Genomic DNA, 14,843 nt, shown 5'->3' on the forward strand with positions numbered 1-14,843 from the left:
CTCGTGCCGCCCGGGAGCCGCCCGCCGTGTGGGCGGCTCCCGGCCCTCCCGGACGCCGTCGCCGGTAGGGCGCACCATCGCGGCTCGACCCGGGGTCGAGCGGGCCGGACGAGGCTCGGCGCCACACGAGGACTGGAGAGGCGACTATGATCAATCTCTTTCAGCCCCAAGTGGGCGCCGAGGAACTCGACGCGGTCGCCGGGGTGTTCGCGGACCGGTGGCTCGGCCACGGCCCGCGCACCGAGGCCTTCGAGGCGGCCTTCGCCGCGCATCTCGGCGTTCCCGCCGAGAACGTCGTCTTCCTCAACTCGGGCACCGCGGGCCTGTTCCTGGCGACGGAGTCGCTGGGCCTGGGGCCCGGCGACGAGGTGGTCCTGCCCTCGCTGAGCTTCGTCGCCGCCGCCAACGCGGTGGTGACCACCGGGGCGCGGCCCGTCTTCTGCGACGCCGACGCGCGCACCCTGAACCCCACCGCCGAGGACGTCGAGCGGGCCCTGACCCCCCGCACCCGGGCGGTGATCGTGCTCCACTACGGCGGGCAGCCCGGCGACATCGAGGCCGTCGCCGCGCTCTGCCGGGAGCGCGGTGTCACGCTGATCGAGGACGCCGCCTGCTCGGTGGCCTCCCGGGTCCGCGGACGGGCCGCCGGCACCTTCGGCGACCTCGCCATGTGGAGCTTCGACGCGATGAAGGTCCTGGTCACCGGGGACGGCGGGATGATCTACGTGCGGGACCCGGAGCAGGCCGCCCGGGTGCGCCGCCTCGCCTACCACGGGCTGGTCCGGCCCAGCGGCTTCGGCTACGCCAAGGTCTCCTCACGCTGGTGGGAGCTGGACATCCCGGAGCCGGGCCGCCGGGTCATCGGCAACGACCTGACGGCCGCCATCGGGGCCGTACAGCTCCGCCGGCTCCCGGACCTGGTCGCGCGGCGCCGGGAGATCGTCGCCCGCTACGACCGCGAGCTGGCCGGGCTGGACGGCGTGCTGCTGCCGCCTCCGCTGCCCGAGGGGCACGAGTCGACGCACTACTTCTACTGGGTGCAGACGGATCCGGAGATCCGCGACCAGGTGGCGAGCGACCTGTACGCCGAGGGCGTGTACACCACCTTCCGCTACGCGCCGCTGCACCGGGTCCCCGCCTACGCCACGGACGGCGCCCCCGTCCTGCCCTCCTCCGACCGGGCCGCGGAACGGACCCTCTGCCTGCCGCTCCACCCCGGCCTCTCGGACGCCGACGTGCTCACCGTCGCCGCCGCCCTCCGCAAGGCCGTGGCGTCCCGCCGGGCGGAGGTGGCGGCATGAGGATCCTGGTCACCGGGGGAGCGGGCTTCATCGGCTCCCACTACGTACGCACCCTGCTGGCCGGCGGCTACCCGGGCTGGGAGGACGCCCGGGTCACCGTCCTCGACGCGCTGTCCTACGCCGGCAACCTCGCCAACCTGCCGCGGGCGCACCCCCGGCTCGACTTCGTCCGCGGCGACGTCTGCAACGCCGAGCTGCTGGACCACCTGCTGCCCGGCCACGACGCGGTGGTGCACTTCGCCGCCGAGTCGCACGTCGACCGGTCCGTGGCCGCCGCCGGGGCCTTCGTCCGCACCAACGTGCTCGGCACCCAGACCCTGCTGGACGCCTGCCTGCGCACCGGCACCGGCCCGGTGGTGCACGTGTCCACCGACGAGGTGTACGGCTCGATCACCAGCGGCGCCTGGACCGAGGAGTCCCCGCTGCTGCCCAACTCGCCCTACTCGGCGTCCAAGGCGGCCGGCGACCTGCTCGCCCGCTCCTACCACCGCACCCACGGCCTGGACGTCCGGATCACCCGCTGCACCAACAACTACGGCCCCCACCAGCACCCCGAGAAGCTCATCCCGCTCTTCGTCACCCGCCTGCTGCGCGGCCTGAAAGTGCCGCTCTACGGCGACGGCTCCCACATCCGCGAGTGGCTGCACGTCGACGACCACTGCCGGGCCGTGCAGCTCGTCCTCACCGGCGGCACCGCCGGCGAGGTCTACAACATCGGCGGCGCCACCGCGCTCACCAACCGGGAGATGACCGAACGCCTCCTCGACCTGTGCGGGGCCGACTCCGGCAGCGTGGAGCCGGTCGAGGACCGCAAGGGCCACGACCTGCGCTACGCCATCGACGACGGCAGGATCCGCGCCGAGCTCGGCTACGCGCCGCGCCACACCCTCGACGAGGGGCTGCGCGCGACCGTCGACTGGTACCGCGACCACCCCGGCTGGTGGAAGCCCCTGACCGAGGGGGCGCCGGCATGAGGCTGTACTGCTTCCCGCACGCCGGGGCCGGCGTCTCCGCCTTCCGCCGCTGGCCCGCGTCGCTCGGTCCCAAGGTGCAGACCGTGCCCGTGCTGCTGCCCGGCCGCGACGCCCGCCGCCGGGAACCCCGGATCACCGGCCGGCGGGCCCTCCTCGCCGACCTGCTGCGGCACCACGGCCCCCTCCCGCAGCCGCCGTACGTCCTCTACGGCCACAGCCTCGGCGGCCTGATCGCCTACGCGGTGGCGCGGTCGCTGGAACAGGCCGGCCGGCCCGGGCCGTCGCTGGTGGCCGTCGGCGCCTGCCCGCCGCCGGACGCGACCGTACGGCTCAGCGACGCCGCCGACCTGCCGGACGACGCCCTGCTGACGCTGCTCACCGAGGTCGGCGCGGTGCCCCCGGACACCCCTGCGGGCGGCGTGTGGCAGCGCACCGCGCTGGCGGTGATCCGCGACGACCTCCGGCTCGGCGGCGCGCTCCGGGAGGCGGCCGACGGCCCTCTCCGGGCGCCGCTGCTCGTCGTCTCCGGCGACGCCGACCCGTCCGCCGGACCGGAGGTGATGGCCGGCTGGTCCCGCTGGACGACGGGCCCCGTCGTCCGGCGGACCCTCCCCGGCGACCACTTCTTCCTGCGCGGCCCGGCCCTGCCCCGGCTCCTGTCCCGGGCCTGCCGCGTCGTCCGCCGCCTGGAAGCCGCCCCGCCCGCCCCGACCGCACTGGAGGACACCCCCGTGGAGGACACCCAATGAACCGACGCGTCGTCATCACCGGCATCGGGGTGGTCGCGCCCGGCGGAGTGGGCACCAAGGAGTTCTGGTCCCTGCTCACCGCGGGCCGGACCGCCACCCGCGGCATCACCCTCTTCGACGCCTCGCAGTTCCGCTCCCGTATCGCCGCCGAGGCCGACTTCGACCCGGCCCTGCACGGCTTCACCCCGGAGGAGACGGAACGCCTGGACCGGGCGGCGCAGTTCGCACTCGTCAGCGCCGAGGAGGCGCTGCGGGACAGCGGCCTGACCACCGGGCTGGACCCGCTGCGCACCGGCGTCACGCTGGGCAGCGCCGTCGGCTGCACCATGGGCCTGGACCGGGAGTACAACACCGTCAGCGAGGGCGGCAGCACCTGGGAGGTCGACCACACCCTCGCCGTACCGCACCTGTTCGACTACTTCGTGCCCAGCTCCATGGCGGCCGAGGTGGCGTGGCGGGCCGGCGCCCAGGGGCCGGTCGCCATGGTCTCCACCGGCTGCACCTCCGGCCTGGACTCCGTGGGGCACGCCGTCGAACTCATCCGCGAGGGCAGCGCCGACGTCATGATCGCCGGCGCCACCGACGCGCCGATCTCGCCGATCACCGTGGCCTGCTTCGACGCCATCAAGGCCACCTCGCCGCGGAACGGGGAGCCGGAGACCGCCTCCCGCCCGTTCGACGCCTCCCGCAACGGCTTCGTGCTCGGTGAGGGCTCCGCCGTCCTGGTGCTGGAGGAACTGGAGAGCGCGGTGGCCCGCGGCGCCCACGTCTACGCGGAGATCGCCGGGTTCGCCACCCGCTGCAACGCCTACCACATGACCGGACTCACCAAGGACGGCCGGGAGATGGCCGAGGCCATCGAGGTCGCCCTCGACGAGGCCCGGCTCGATCCGTCCGCCGTGGACTACGTCAACGCGCACGGCTCGGGCACCAAGCAGAACGACCGGCACGAGACGGCCGCCTTCAAGCGCAGCCTCGGCAGCCACGCCTACGAGGTGCCGGTCAGCTCCATCAAGTCGATGATCGGCCACTCCCTCGGCGCCATCGGCTCCCTGGAGATCGCCGCCAGCGCCCTGGCCATCGAGCACGACACCGTGCCGCCCACCGCCAACCTGCACCACCCGGACCCCGCCTGCGACCTGGACTACACCCCGCTGACCGCCCGCGAGCAGCGCACCGACACGGTGCTCAGCGTGGGCAGCGGCTTCGGCGGCTTCCAGAGCGCGATGGTCCTCACCCGCCCGCGCAGGAGGGACACAGCATGACCACCCAGACCCTGGAGAGCCCCCGCGCGGAGCGGGACCCCGCCCCCGCGGCGGCCGACCCCGTCGTCACCGGACTCGGCGTCGCCGCGCCCAACGGGCTCGGCACCGGGAACTGGTGGGCCGCGACCCTGCGCGGCGAGAGCGGCATCCGGCCCGTCACCCGCTTCGACGCCGGCCGCTACCCGGCACGGCTCGCCGGCGAGGTGCCGGACTTCGATCCGGACGCCCATGTGCCCAACCGGCTGCTGCCGCAGACCGACCACATGACCCGGCTCGCCCTCGCCGCCGCCGTGGAGGCGCTCGGTGACGCCGGGGTCGACCCGGCCGCGCTGCCCGACTTCTCCGCGGGCGTCGTCACCGCAAGTTCCGCCGGCGGTTTCGAGTTCGGTCAGCGCGAGCTGGAGGCGCTGTGGAGCAAGGGCGGCCAGCACGTCAGCGCCTACCAGTCGTTCGCCTGGTTCTACGCCGTCAACACCGGCCAGATCTCCATCCGGCACGGGCTGCGCGGGCCGAGCGGCGTCCTGGTGACCGAGCAGGCCGGCGGACTGGACGCGGTCGCCCAGGCCCGGCGGCAGCTCCGTAAGGGCATCCGGCTGCTCGTCACCGGCGGCGTGGACTCCTCGCTGTGCCCCTGGGGCTGGGCGGCCCACCTGGCCGGCGGAGAGCTCACCACGTCCGGCGACCCGGACCGTGCCTACCTGCCGTTCTCGGCGGACGCCTCCGGACATGTGGCGGGCGAGGGCGGCGCGCTGCTGGTCGTGGAGGACGCGGAGTCCGCACGGGAACGCGGCGCCGCACCCTACGGCCGGATCACCGGGTACGCCGCCACCTTCGACCCGCCGCCGGGCAGCGGCGGCACACCGCGGTTGCAGGCGGCCGCCGAACTCGCCCTGGCCGACGCCGGGCTGAGCCCCGCGGACGTGGACGTCGTCTTCGCCGACGCGGCTGGCCGCCGCGACGCGGACCGGGCGGAGGCCGAGGCGCTCGCCCGGATCTTCGGCCCGTACGGCGTCCCGGTGACCGCGCCCAAGGCGCTGACCGGGCGGCTGGCCGCCGGCGGCGCCTCGCTGGACGCGGCGGCCGCACTGCTGGCCCTGCGCGACCAGGTGGTGCCGCCCAGCGGCGCCGCCCTCCGGCCCGCGGACGACTGCCCCCTGGACCTCGTCACCGGCGAGCCGCGCCCCGGCCCGCTGCGCACGGCGCTGGTCCTCGCCCGCGGCCGGGGCGGCTTCAACGCGGCGCTGGTCGTACGGACCGCCTGACCCGCTGCCGGCCCCGGGGAGCCTCCCGGACCCACCGGCCCCGGAGGCCCACCGGACCCACCGGACCCACCGGACCCACGAGAAAGGAAGCCCACCGTGTCCACCTTCACCATGACCGAGCTGACCACCCTGCTGCGTGAGTGCGCCGGGGAGGAGGAAGGGGTGAACCTCGACGGCGACGTCCTGGACACCCCGTTCATCGCCCTCGGCTACGACTCGCTGGCCGTCCTCCAGACCACCGGGCGGATCGAACGCGACTACGAGGTGACCGTCGACGAGGACGCCGTCGCCGAGGCGGAGACGCCCCGGCAGTACCTGGAACTGGTGAACGAGGCGCTCGCCGCGAAGGTCGCCGCCTGACCCGGTGACGCGCCGGCCGGGCGGGCCGGCGGGAACCGGTCCGCGTCGGCACCGGGGCGGGGCCGACGCGGACCGGGACACCGTCCGTACGGCACGCCGGTGCCCGCGGCCGGCGACCGGCCGCCTTCCGCGCGAGCGGGGCGCGGACCTCCGTGTCCGGCGGCCGGCAGCCGTTCGCGACCCGGCGGGGTGCCGTGCGTACCGGCGGCCCCGGTGCCGTGTGCCGGGCACCGTCCGGGGCCGGCGGGCGGAGTGCCGCCCGTACCGGAGCCGTGGGCGGGCCGGGCACCGGCGGGCCCACCGTCCCCGCGAGGGCACCGGCACACCGGCCGCGGCTCCCCGTCCGCACCCACCACACCCGTCCGCGGGTCCCGCGCAGGCGGGCCCGCGCGGCCCTTGGAGGACCGATGCCCGTCGTCGACCCCGCGGAGTTCACCCGTGCCCTGGCCCGGGTCCCCAGCCCGGTCACCGTCGCGACCACCGTCGACCCGCGCGGGCGGCGCTGGGGGTTCACCGCCAGCTCGTTCAGTTCCCTCTCGCTCGACCCGCCGCTGGTGCTGGTCTGCCCGGCCCGCACCGCCGACTGCCACGACGCCTTCGTCTCCGCCGACCGGTTCATGGTCAACGTGCTGGCGGCCGGTCAGGCCGGGCTCGCCCGGCACTTCGCACGCTCGGGGCACGACAAGTTCGCGGCGGGGGACACGGTCCCCTGCGAACTCGCCCTGCCCGGTGTGCCGGGCGCCGCCGCCCGGCTGGGCTGCGCCCTGCACGCGGTGCTGGACGGCGGCGACCACAGCATCCTCGTCGGCCGCGTGGAGACCGCGGTCGTGGGCGACCAGGAGCCGCTGGTGTACCACGACCGCACCTTCACCCGTCCGGAGCCCGTCCCCGCGGCGCTCGCCCCGGCACGGTAGCCGGGGCCCCGAGCCCCGGCGTGGTGGCCGGGCCCCGCAGCGCACTCCCTGCCCCACCGCCCCTCTTCCCTCTCCCTTTTCGACTCTCTCCCCGGAGGAGCCATGTTCATCGCCTACGTCGTGCTCGCGGTTCTGCTGTCGGTGCTCCTGGTGGTCTCCGGACGGGCCAAGCTCGTCCGCGACCAGGACATCACCGAGACCCTCACCCGGCTCGGCGTCCCGCAGCGCCTCTTCCCCGTGCTGGCGGCGCTGGAGTTCGCCGGGGCGCTCGGACTGCTCGCCGGCATCCTCTACCGCCCGCTGGGGATCGCCGCCGGCATCGGGGTGGTCCTCTACTTCGCCGGGGCCGTCGTCTCCCATCTGCGGGCGAAGGATTTCAAGGGCGCGCCCGTCCCCTCGGTGCTGGTCCTGGTCTCCGCCGCCCCGCTGGTGCTGGGCCTGGCGACCGTCTGACCTCCCGTACGGGTCCGGGCCGCCCGCGCGGTCCGGACCCCGTGGCGTATTGACGGTACACGGACAAGCTGCTGTGATGGTCCGTCGCCGGAGTGGTGCAGACCACCTGTCCCGCACCGCGCCGCCCGCCACCGACGCGTGAGGAGCACCATGGCGCCCGAGGCAGCCGCCGTCCACCGGGCACTCGACGGTGTCCGCTACCGCCTGCGGGGCGCGCTCGACCTCTCCGCGCCCGCCACCTCGGCCGCCGAAGTCGTCGTCGGCGGGCAGCTCTTCGAGTTCACCGCCGGGCCGGCCGGCCTGGGCGACGACATGGCAGCCTCGCTCGGCATCGACGCGTTCGACACCGAGCTCCGGTTCCGGGGTGGCACCCTGCACACCGCCACCACCAGCACGTACGACCCGGGGTCGAAGCTGGTGGAGAACCCCGTCCTGGTGGTCTGGCGCGGCCGGCACACCAGCCTCGTCACCCGGTTCTACCGGGCCACCACGGCGGACGTCCTCGGCCTGCTCCGGACCGTACGCCTCACCGAACACGACGACGGCCTCGTCCTGGAGCCGGAGCCCGGCGCCGACTGCCGGCTCGCCGGGCCCGCCGGCGTGGTGCAGGAGGTGCCCGGCCTCGGTCTGCTGGAGATGACCCGGCGCACCGGCGCCCACACCCGCCGGCTCCCGCCCTGGCAGGGGCACACGACGCCCTCCGGCGAACTCTTCCGCGACACCCTCACCGACGGCAGCCCGTTCTTCGTCCTCTCCGGGGACACGCTGTGGGCCACCGTGGTCCCCCTGGCCGGCACCGACCCCGACCGCGTACCCGGCCTGCTCGACCGCTGCACCCTGGACGCCGACACCCGGGACGCCGTCCCGCAGGCCGCGTCCCCCGCGAGCTGAGCCGCCGTGGCGACCCTCCTCCTCCACGTCACCGCGGGCGTCACCCTGCTCACGCTGCTGACCGGCTGTGCCGCCCACCTCGCCCGCCCGTCCGCGCTCCCCGCCGCGCTCCGTGCCCACGGACTCCTGCCGCGGGCCGCCGTGCCGGTCGCCGGGGCGCTGCTGCCCTGCGCCGAAGGGCTGGCCGGCCTGGCGGTGACGGCCGCGCTCGTCGACGGCACCCGCACCGGCCTCGCCGCGACGCTCACGGCGGCCGGCTGCCTCCACGGCGTCCACGCGGGCTACGCGGCGCGGGTGCTGGCCGCCGGCCGCGGCGGACCCTGCGGCTGCGCCCTCCGCGAGGCCCCGATGAGCCGCTGGGTGGCGGGCCGCGGCCTCGCCCTCGCCGCACTCGCGCTGACCGGCGTGCTGCCGGCCCTCGCGGCAGGCACCGGCGACCGGGTCCCGCAGCCGGCCGGATTCGCCGGACCGGCCCTGACGCTGCTCGCCGCCGCCACCCTCACCGTCCTGCTCTGGGTGCTGCCCTCGGCCCTCGACACCCCCCTGGCCCGGCGCGCCCCCGGCGCACCGGCACTCCGCCCCCACCCCGGAGGACCGCCGTGGACTTCCTGACCAGCGCCCTCCTCCTCACCTGGGTCGCCGTGCTGCTGCTCGCGCTGGTGGTCTCCGGCCTGGTCCGCCAGGTGCACCAGCTCTCCCGCGAGGCCGCGGCCGCGCCCGGGCACACGGCACGGCCCCCCGGCCTGCCGCCGGGCAGCACCGCGCCCGGAGTGGCCGCCCTGCTGGGCGACGAGACTCCCCGGGACGGCGCCGTGCTGCTCTTCCTCAGCGCCGGGTGCCGCACCTGCACCGAGGTGCTCGCCGAGGCCGCCCGCTGGGCCGCCGGCCGCCCCGGCGGCCCGCCCGCCGTGAGTGACGGCCACCCCGGCACGGACCCACGCCCCACCCCCGAGGGCACCCTCGCCGCCGGCGGGCGGCCCGCCACGCCCGCTCCGGCCGTACGGGCCCTGTACGCGGGCCCCGTGCCGGAGGCCGAGCGCCACCCCGCCGTACCCGCCACCGGCGACCGCCCGGACCTCTTCACCCGCTACGACGCCGTCGCCACGCCGTTCGCGGTGGTCGTGGACGAGGCCGGGCGGGTCCGGGACTCCGCACCCCTCGGGTCCGCCGCCGCGCTGACCGGACTGCTCGACACCGCCTTCCCCCCACCGGCAAGGAGCCCGCGTTGACCTCCCTGGACCAGGTCCCCTCGCTGCGCGCCCCCGGCCCCGGCCGGGGTGCCGCTCCCGCCGCCCGTACCGGACGCGCGCGCCGCCGTGGCCGGGGCGGGTCCGGCAGGCTCGGCGGCTTCGGCGGCTTCGCCCCGTCCCGGCGCCGCGTACTCCAGGCCGCGACCGCCGCCGGGTTCGCCGCGCTGGGCGTCTTCCCCGCCGCCCGGGAGGCGTACGCGGACGGATACGACATCTGGACCGGCTCCTGCCCCTCCTACGCCGCCGGCCACAACTGCTCCCCGGGCTGCGGCCCCAGCACCGTCTACGCCGACGCCTGCGCCACCACCGGCACCTACGCCGGCTTCCACCGGAACGACGGCGTCACCTGGACCCTCCGCCCGAACCAGTGCTACTCCGGCAGCTACGACGGCTGGCTCTGGCGCTACGACGATGACTGCGGGACCTGCGGCTGCGGCATCGAACGCCGTTGCCACGACGGGTACCGCAACACCGGTTCCGGCTGGGTCCGCTCCATCTGCCGCCACACCACGGAGTGCGGCTGTCCCGGCAGCGTCACCTGGCCCACCACGGGGCAGGGCACCACCGGCCCGGACGCGTACACGGTGCAGCACCTGGTCACCTTCCACGGCTTCGCCACCGAACCGGACGGCGTCTACGGGCCCCGCACCGCTGAGCAGGTGACGCTCTTCCAGCAGTCCGAAGGCCTGGAACCCACCGGCACCGCCGGCCCCGCCACCTGGCCCGTCCTCGTCCACACCGTCCGCCGTGGCGACGGCCGGGGCGGCGGCCCCCTCGCCGACGCGGTGCGCGGCGCCCAGCGCCAACTGGGCAAGCACGGCCACCCGCTCACCGTCGACGGCATCTTCGGACCGCTCACCGAGGAGGCCGTACGCGCCTTCCAGACCCGGCACGAGATCGGCGTGGACGGCGTGGTCGGCCCCGTCACCTGGCGGACCCTGACGGGCACCGTCTGAGAGGCCGTACCCATGACACGTCCCGTCCCGCACCCGCCGGCGCCCGGCGGCCCGCCCCCACCCTCCGCGGGGCGCGCGGTGCTCACCGACCCGCTGCTGCCGGTGCTGCTGCTCACCGGCGCGGCGGCGGTCGCCGTCGCCGCCGTACCGCCGCTCACCTGGGCGGTGGTGGGCGGCCTCGCCGGTTTCTCGCTCTCCGGCTCGGTCTGAACGCGCAACAGCGCGTTCGCGCTGGCCTCGCCGGGTCGGCGAGCGGTGCACCGGCAGGGCCTGGTCCTGTCGGTCTTCACCTCCGGGCTGCTGCTCGGAGCACTCCTGTCGGCGCTGGTGCTCTGGACCGCCTCCGGCCTCCTCTCCCCGGCGCCCGCTCACTGGCGTCACGGCGCCCTCCTCGCCTGCGCGCTGCTCTGCGTGCTGCGCGACACCGGGCTGCTGCGCCTGGCGCTCCCGCAGAACGCCCGGCAGATCCCGCAGCACGTGCTGCACCGTCACCTGCTGGGCGGAGCACTCCAGTTCGGGTTCGAGCTCGGCACCGGAGTGCGTACGTACCTCTCGGCGAGCACCCCGTACGCGCTCGCCGCCGCCGTGCTGCTGCACGGCGGCCTGCTCCCGGCGCTGCTGGCGGGCTCCGGCTTCGCCCTCGGCCGGGCCGCGACCCCCGCCCTGCGCCTCGCCTCCGGCGCCCCCTCCGCCTGGGACGCCCGCCTCACCGCCCGCCTCCCGGCGCTGAAGGTCTCCGCGGGCACCTCCCTCACTCTCGCCCTCGCGGCGCTCCTGCTCCTGACGTGACGCCCCGCCGTGTCGCGGTGACGGCGCCCCGCCCGGGGCCCCCGGCCGGTCCCTGACCCTGCCGCGGAGCGGCCGGGCGGCAGCGGCACGGACAGGCACCTGCCGGTGTGCCAGCATGCCCCCGTGACCGAGCACCCGCCGCACTCTCCCGGCGTCGACCTCCTGGACGTCCACCGGCTCCGCTGCGCCGAGGCCGCCCCGCCTGCGCTGTCCCCCGGAGAGCGGGAGGCGATGGAGCGCGAGTGGGAGGAGGCGGTCCGGGCCAATCCGAGCCTCTTCGACGGGCCGACGGTGCTGTGCACCCGGCTCCACTGGGAGGAACCGGGCAGCCTGGTGCTCTCCTGGGCGCGCGCCCCGTACCGGTACCGCGCCCTGCGGCGGATCCCGGGCGCTCGCCCGGTGTCCTCGGTGTCCGTCTGCCTGGTGCAGCCCACGGACGACGGCCGTCTGGTCGTGGGGCGCATGGCGTCCTGGACGGCCGCCCCCGGCCGGTGGCAGCTTCCCGGCGGGTCGATGGAGCCGCCGCCCGGCGGCGCGGCGCTCGACCTGGCTGCGCTCCGCCGCCACGCCGCCCGGGAACTCGTGGAGGAGACGGGGGTGGAGACACCGCCCGAGGAGCTGACCTTCTGGCTGGTGTCCCGGGGCGAGCACGGCAACGTCGGGTTCTTCTTCCGGGCCCCGGCCCGGCCGGCCCGGCTGCTCCACGAGCGGTTCGCCGCCCGTGCGGCAGCGGAGCGGGCACGCGGCGTCGAGCCGGAGCTGGACCGGATCGCCCTGGTCGCCTCCGCGGGCGACCTGGCGGGCCTGGACGGCTCCCACGTCGACTACCTGCACCCGGTCGTCCACCGGTACGCGGGGACGCACCGTGCCGGGTGAAGCTCGCTCGGAGCGGGCAGCACGGTGGCGCGGGGCCGGGCCGTATGGAGGAACGGCGGAGCAGCGGGAGAAGCCGCGAAGGAGGCCGGGCACAGCCGCGAAGGGGCCGGGCAGAGGAAAAGCCCTCCCGGAGGAGGGCGGTGGGCGGGTGGGCGGGGCGCCCCCGGCAGGACTCGAACCTGCGGCCAAGCGCTTAGAAGGCGCCTGCTCTATCCGCTGAGCTACGGGGGCCTGTTGGGTCGCGGGCGGGCGCGCCCCCGGTTGACCATGGCGTGGCCAAGGATAGGGGCTGTACGCAGCTCGCCCCCGGACGCTCCGGTCTCGCGACGGTTGTGGAGGTTCCGTGAAGCGGCTTCGATCCTCGCAGGGTGGTGCGATTTCTGCAGCGTTTTCGGCGTCGTGCGGCTGGGGTGTTGCGTACTCGTTATGGCCGTGCCGTCGCAGCGTGTGGTCTGCCTGGGGTGTATGGGCAGATCCATGGGTGAATGCGGTGCATTTTCGCTGGATCGGGGGCGGATGCGCTTCAAAAACTGCACAAAATTGGGCATTCTTCCAGGGTGGCGATCTTGGAGGCACAGCCAGAACTGCTCGACGCGCTGACCGCGCTGCGGGAGCGCGTCGCCGCCGTGCGCTTTCCGCTGGCCCTGCCCGGGGCGGAACGCGCACGCCGCTCCCAGGGCGAACTGCTCGCCCAGTTGGACGACTATCTCGTGCCCCGGTTGCGCGCGCCCGAGGCGCCGCTGCTGGCGGTCGTCGGCGGCTCCACCGGGGCGGGCAAGTCCACACTGGTCAACTCGCTGGTCGGCCGCCGGGTGAGTGAGGCGGGCGTGCTGCGCCCGACGACCCGGACCCCGGTGCTCGTCTGCCATCCGGAGGACCGGCACTGGTTCACGGAGGAGCGTGTGCTCCCCGGGCTCGCGCGGGTGCGGACACCTCGTCAGAACCTCGCGCACCCCGAGCAGGAAGCGGTACACGCCCTCCCGGGGACCGCCGGGGGCGGTGACGCCTACGCCCCGGACGGACCGCCGTACGACCCGCGGGAGCCGTACGGCCGGGAGCAGCCGTACGGGGGTGGGCTGCCGTACGGCACGGAACAGTCGTACGGCAGGGAGCGCCCGCGCGCGGCGCACGCGCCGGAACGTCCGTACGACGGGGGTGTACGGCCGGGGCCGGATGACGGCGGCCCCGCGCGCCGCGACCACCGCGACCATCACGACGATGTGCACCACCACGATGTGGAGGGCGAGGCCCCCGCGTCGCTGCGGATCGAGACCGACCCCGGTCTTCCTGCCGGGCTCGCCCTGCTCGACGCGCCCGACATCGACTCCCTGGTGGTGCGGAACCGCGACCTGGCCGCCCGGCTGGTCTGCGCCGCCGACGTCTGGGTGCTCGTCACCACCGCCTCCCGCTACGGGGACGCGGTGCCCTGGCACCTGCTGCGCACGGCGCGGGAGTACGACGTCACGCTGGCCACCGTGCTGGACCGGGTGCCGCACCAGATCGTCGGCGAGGTCTCCGAGCGGTACGCCGCGATGCTGCGGCGGGAGGGCCTGGGCGAGGTGCCGCGGTTCACCGTGCCGGAACTGCCGGAGTCGGCCGGCGCCTCCGGGCTGCTGCCCGCGACCGCGGTCGCCGCGCTCCGGGAGTGGCTGGTCGGCGTCGCCGCCGACCCGCCCGCGCGGGCCGCCGCGGCCGCCCGTACGGCCCAGGGGGCGCTGGCCTCGCTCCGCGGCCGGGTGAGCGCGCTGGCCGCCGCAGCGGCGGCCCAGCACGCCACCGCCCTGCGGCTCACCCAGTACGTCGACGAGGCGTACGAGGAGGCGTCCGCCCGGGTGCGGCGGCGGCTGGCCGACGGCGAACTGCTGGCCGGCGACGCCGCGGCGCTCTGGCGCGGCTTCCCGCTGGACAGCGGGGGCGACGAGCTGCTGGACGCCTTCACCGAGGGGCTGACCGCGCTGCTGGTGGGCGCGGTGGCTGCGGCGGACGAACGGATCGCGGAAGGCTGGCGCGCCGAGCCCGGCGCGCCGCAGCCGCCGCCCGGGCCCGGTGTCGCGGGGGGTCCGGGCGGCCGGGACGCGGACGAGGACTGCCGGGGGCGCGTCGGTGTCCTCGTACGGCGCTGGCGGCGCTGTCTGGAGGAGCTGGCGGAGGAGGAGGTGCGGACGGCGGACCGCGGGTTCGCCGTGGACGCCGAGGAGTGCGCCGCGCGGCTCGCGGTGTGCCTCCTCGGCACGCCCGCCGCCCGCGCCACGGCGGAACGCGCCCAGTGCACCGCCCTGGGGGCGGAGAGCCGGGACCGGTTGCGGGAACGCGGCGGGCGGATCCTCGGCACCTGCGTGGAGCGGGTGCTCTACGGCGAGCGCGAGCGGTGGCTGGTGCCGCTGGACGCGCTGGGGGCGACACCGGACCCGCAGGTGGAGCTGGTGGCCGCGTTCTCCCTGCTGAGCCGGGCTCAGCGGGACCGGGCCCGGGTCGCGGGGCATGAGGCGCGACTGTGACGGCAGAGGAAGAGGTGACCGCAGTGTCGTCTGGGCACGCAGGGTCCGGCGGGCCCGCCGGACCGGAGGACCCCCAGGGGGCGTACGGGCCGTACGAGCGGTACGGAGCCCACGAGCCGTACGAACCCCCGTACGACCCTCCGTATGAGGCCTACGGGGCCTACGGGGCGTACGGGGCGTACGGGAGACGGGGCCGGGGCGGGCCGCGCCCGGACCGGGAGCCGTACGCGCCGGGGGAGCCGCCGGAGGGCCGCGGCCACCGGGACGCGGCCGCACCGCCCGGGGAGGCGCCCGGCGGCGGCCCC

16 protein-coding genes, 1 tRNA gene and 1 pseudogene are annotated in these 14,843 nt (G+C 76.2%); 17 read left to right on the forward strand and 1 reads right to left on the reverse strand.

Annotated features, from left to right (window positions below; genetic code table 11):
- Positions 1 to 146: 146 nt before the first annotated feature.
- The 15 genes from HOY81_RS22475 to HOY81_RS22545 all read left to right on the forward strand — a co-directional run bounded on the left by HOY81_RS22475 (position 147) and on the right by HOY81_RS22545 (position 12,040).
- Positions 147 to 1,301 carry a DegT/DnrJ/EryC1/StrS aminotransferase family protein gene (locus HOY81_RS22475; protein WP_237322380.1) on the forward strand — a complete coding sequence of 385 codons (1,155 nt, stop codon included), beginning with the start codon at positions 147 to 149 and terminating at the stop codon, positions 1,299 to 1,301.
- Entirely contained in the window at positions 1,298 to 2,275 is a 978-nt protein-coding gene (gene rfbB, locus HOY81_RS22480; protein ID WP_237322382.1) for a dTDP-glucose 4,6-dehydratase, read from the forward strand. The genes HOY81_RS22475 and rfbB overlap by 4 nt, the downstream gene beginning before the upstream one ends.
- Positions 2,272 to 3,024 carry a thioesterase II family protein gene (locus HOY81_RS22485; RefSeq protein WP_237322385.1) on the forward strand — a complete coding sequence of 251 codons (753 nt, stop codon included), beginning with the start codon at positions 2,272 to 2,274 and terminating at the stop codon, positions 3,022 to 3,024. The genes rfbB and HOY81_RS22485 overlap by 4 nt, the downstream gene beginning before the upstream one ends.
- The gene (locus HOY81_RS22490) at positions 3,021 to 4,289 is read left to right on the forward strand and encodes a beta-ketoacyl synthase (protein ID WP_237322387.1); all 1,269 of its coding nucleotides are present in this window, start codon (positions 3,021 to 3,023) and stop codon (positions 4,287 to 4,289) included. The genes HOY81_RS22485 and HOY81_RS22490 overlap by 4 nt, the downstream gene beginning before the upstream one ends.
- A complete protein-coding gene (locus tag HOY81_RS22495; RefSeq protein WP_237322389.1) occupies positions 4,286 to 5,551 on the forward strand; it encodes a ketosynthase chain-length factor in 1,266 nt (421 codons plus the stop codon). Before HOY81_RS22490 ends, HOY81_RS22495 begins: the two co-directional genes overlap by 4 nt.
- 96 nt (positions 5,552 to 5,647) lie before the next feature.
- On the forward strand, positions 5,648 to 5,911 hold the full coding sequence (locus HOY81_RS22500; protein WP_237322391.1) for an acyl carrier protein: 264 nt from the start codon (positions 5,648 to 5,650) through the stop codon (positions 5,909 to 5,911).
- A 407-nt stretch (positions 5,912 to 6,318) separates the two neighbouring features.
- Positions 6,319 to 6,825: a flavin reductase family protein gene (locus tag HOY81_RS22505; RefSeq protein ID WP_237322393.1), complete on the forward strand. Its 507-nt coding sequence runs from the start codon at positions 6,319 to 6,321 to the stop codon at positions 6,823 to 6,825.
- A 102-nt stretch (positions 6,826 to 6,927) separates the two neighbouring features.
- Complete coding sequence (locus HOY81_RS22510) at positions 6,928 to 7,278, forward strand: DoxX family protein (protein ID WP_237322396.1); 351 nt, start codon at positions 6,928 to 6,930, stop codon at positions 7,276 to 7,278.
- A gap of 150 nt (positions 7,279 to 7,428) precedes the next feature.
- The gene (locus tag HOY81_RS22515) at positions 7,429 to 8,169 is read left to right on the forward strand and encodes a hypothetical protein (protein WP_237322398.1); all 741 of its coding nucleotides are present in this window, start codon (positions 7,429 to 7,431) and stop codon (positions 8,167 to 8,169) included.
- Positions 8,170 to 8,175: 6 nt separating this feature from the next.
- A complete protein-coding gene (locus HOY81_RS22520; RefSeq protein WP_237322400.1) occupies positions 8,176 to 8,781 on the forward strand; it encodes a MauE/DoxX family redox-associated membrane protein in 606 nt (201 codons plus the stop codon).
- Complete coding sequence (locus HOY81_RS22525) at positions 8,769 to 9,398, forward strand: hypothetical protein (RefSeq protein ID WP_237322402.1); 630 nt, start codon at positions 8,769 to 8,771, stop codon at positions 9,396 to 9,398. The genes HOY81_RS22520 and HOY81_RS22525 overlap by 13 nt, the downstream gene beginning before the upstream one ends.
- A complete protein-coding gene (locus tag HOY81_RS22530) occupies positions 9,395 to 10,375 on the forward strand; it encodes a peptidoglycan-binding protein (protein WP_237322404.1) in 981 nt (326 codons plus the stop codon). The genes HOY81_RS22525 and HOY81_RS22530 overlap by 4 nt, the downstream gene beginning before the upstream one ends.
- 12 nt (positions 10,376 to 10,387) lie before the next feature.
- On the forward strand, positions 10,388 to 10,585 hold the full coding sequence (locus HOY81_RS22535) for a hypothetical protein (protein WP_237322406.1): 198 nt from the start codon (positions 10,388 to 10,390) through the stop codon (positions 10,583 to 10,585).
- A 45-nt stretch (positions 10,586 to 10,630) separates the two neighbouring features.
- Positions 10,631 to 11,164 (forward strand): hypothetical protein, encoded by a 534-nt coding sequence (locus tag HOY81_RS22540; RefSeq protein ID WP_237322408.1) that lies wholly within the window; start codon positions 10,631 to 10,633, stop codon positions 11,162 to 11,164.
- Positions 11,165 to 11,287: 123 nt separating this feature from the next.
- The gene (locus HOY81_RS22545; RefSeq protein ID WP_237322410.1) at positions 11,288 to 12,040 is read left to right on the forward strand and encodes an NUDIX hydrolase; all 753 of its coding nucleotides are present in this window, start codon (positions 11,288 to 11,290) and stop codon (positions 12,038 to 12,040) included.
- A 158-nt stretch (positions 12,041 to 12,198) separates the two neighbouring features.
- Here HOY81_RS22545 and HOY81_RS22550 read toward each other — a convergent pair.
- Positions 12,199 to 12,271 (reverse strand) — tRNA-Arg (locus HOY81_RS22550).
- A 326-nt stretch (positions 12,272 to 12,597) separates the two neighbouring features.
- Here HOY81_RS22550 and HOY81_RS22555 point away from each other — a divergent pair.
- Together HOY81_RS22555 and HOY81_RS22560 are read left to right on the forward strand one after the other, a co-directional pair.
- The gene (locus HOY81_RS22555; RefSeq protein ID WP_237322412.1) at positions 12,598 to 14,538 is read left to right on the forward strand and encodes a GTPase domain-containing protein; all 1,941 of its coding nucleotides are present in this window, start codon (positions 12,598 to 12,600) and stop codon (positions 14,536 to 14,538) included.
- A 23-nt stretch (positions 14,539 to 14,561) separates the two neighbouring features.
- A pseudogene (locus HOY81_RS22560) lies at positions 14,562 to 14,843 on the forward strand (hypothetical protein); the annotation flags it as partial.

Source organism: Streptomyces sp. JJ36 (assembly GCF_021696945.1).
Classification (GTDB): Bacteria; Actinomycetota; Actinomycetes; order Streptomycetales; family Streptomycetaceae; genus Streptomyces.

Bases quoted from the DNA above. Each gene is read 5' to 3' on its own strand.
- HOY81_RS22475 (WP_237322380.1), top strand. From the start codon at position 147: ATGATCAATCTCTTTCAGCCCCAAGTGGGCGCCGAGGAACTCGACGCG.
- rfbB (WP_237322382.1), top strand. From the start codon at position 1,298: ATGAGGATCCTGGTCACCGGGGGAGCGGGCTTCATCGGCTCCCACTAC.
- HOY81_RS22485 (WP_237322385.1), top strand. From the start codon at position 2,272: ATGAGGCTGTACTGCTTCCCGCACGCCGGGGCCGGCGTCTCCGCCTTC.
- HOY81_RS22490 (WP_237322387.1), top strand. From the start codon at position 3,021: ATGAACCGACGCGTCGTCATCACCGGCATCGGGGTGGTCGCGCCCGGC.
- HOY81_RS22495 (WP_237322389.1), top strand. From the start codon at position 4,286: ATGACCACCCAGACCCTGGAGAGCCCCCGCGCGGAGCGGGACCCCGCC.
- HOY81_RS22505 (WP_237322393.1), top strand. From the start codon at position 6,319: ATGCCCGTCGTCGACCCCGCGGAGTTCACCCGTGCCCTGGCCCGGGTC.
- HOY81_RS22510 (WP_237322396.1), top strand. From the start codon at position 6,928: ATGTTCATCGCCTACGTCGTGCTCGCGGTTCTGCTGTCGGTGCTCCTG.
- HOY81_RS22515 (WP_237322398.1), top strand. From the start codon at position 7,429: ATGGCGCCCGAGGCAGCCGCCGTCCACCGGGCACTCGACGGTGTCCGC.
- HOY81_RS22535 (WP_237322406.1), top strand. From the start codon at position 10,388: ATGACACGTCCCGTCCCGCACCCGCCGGCGCCCGGCGGCCCGCCCCCA.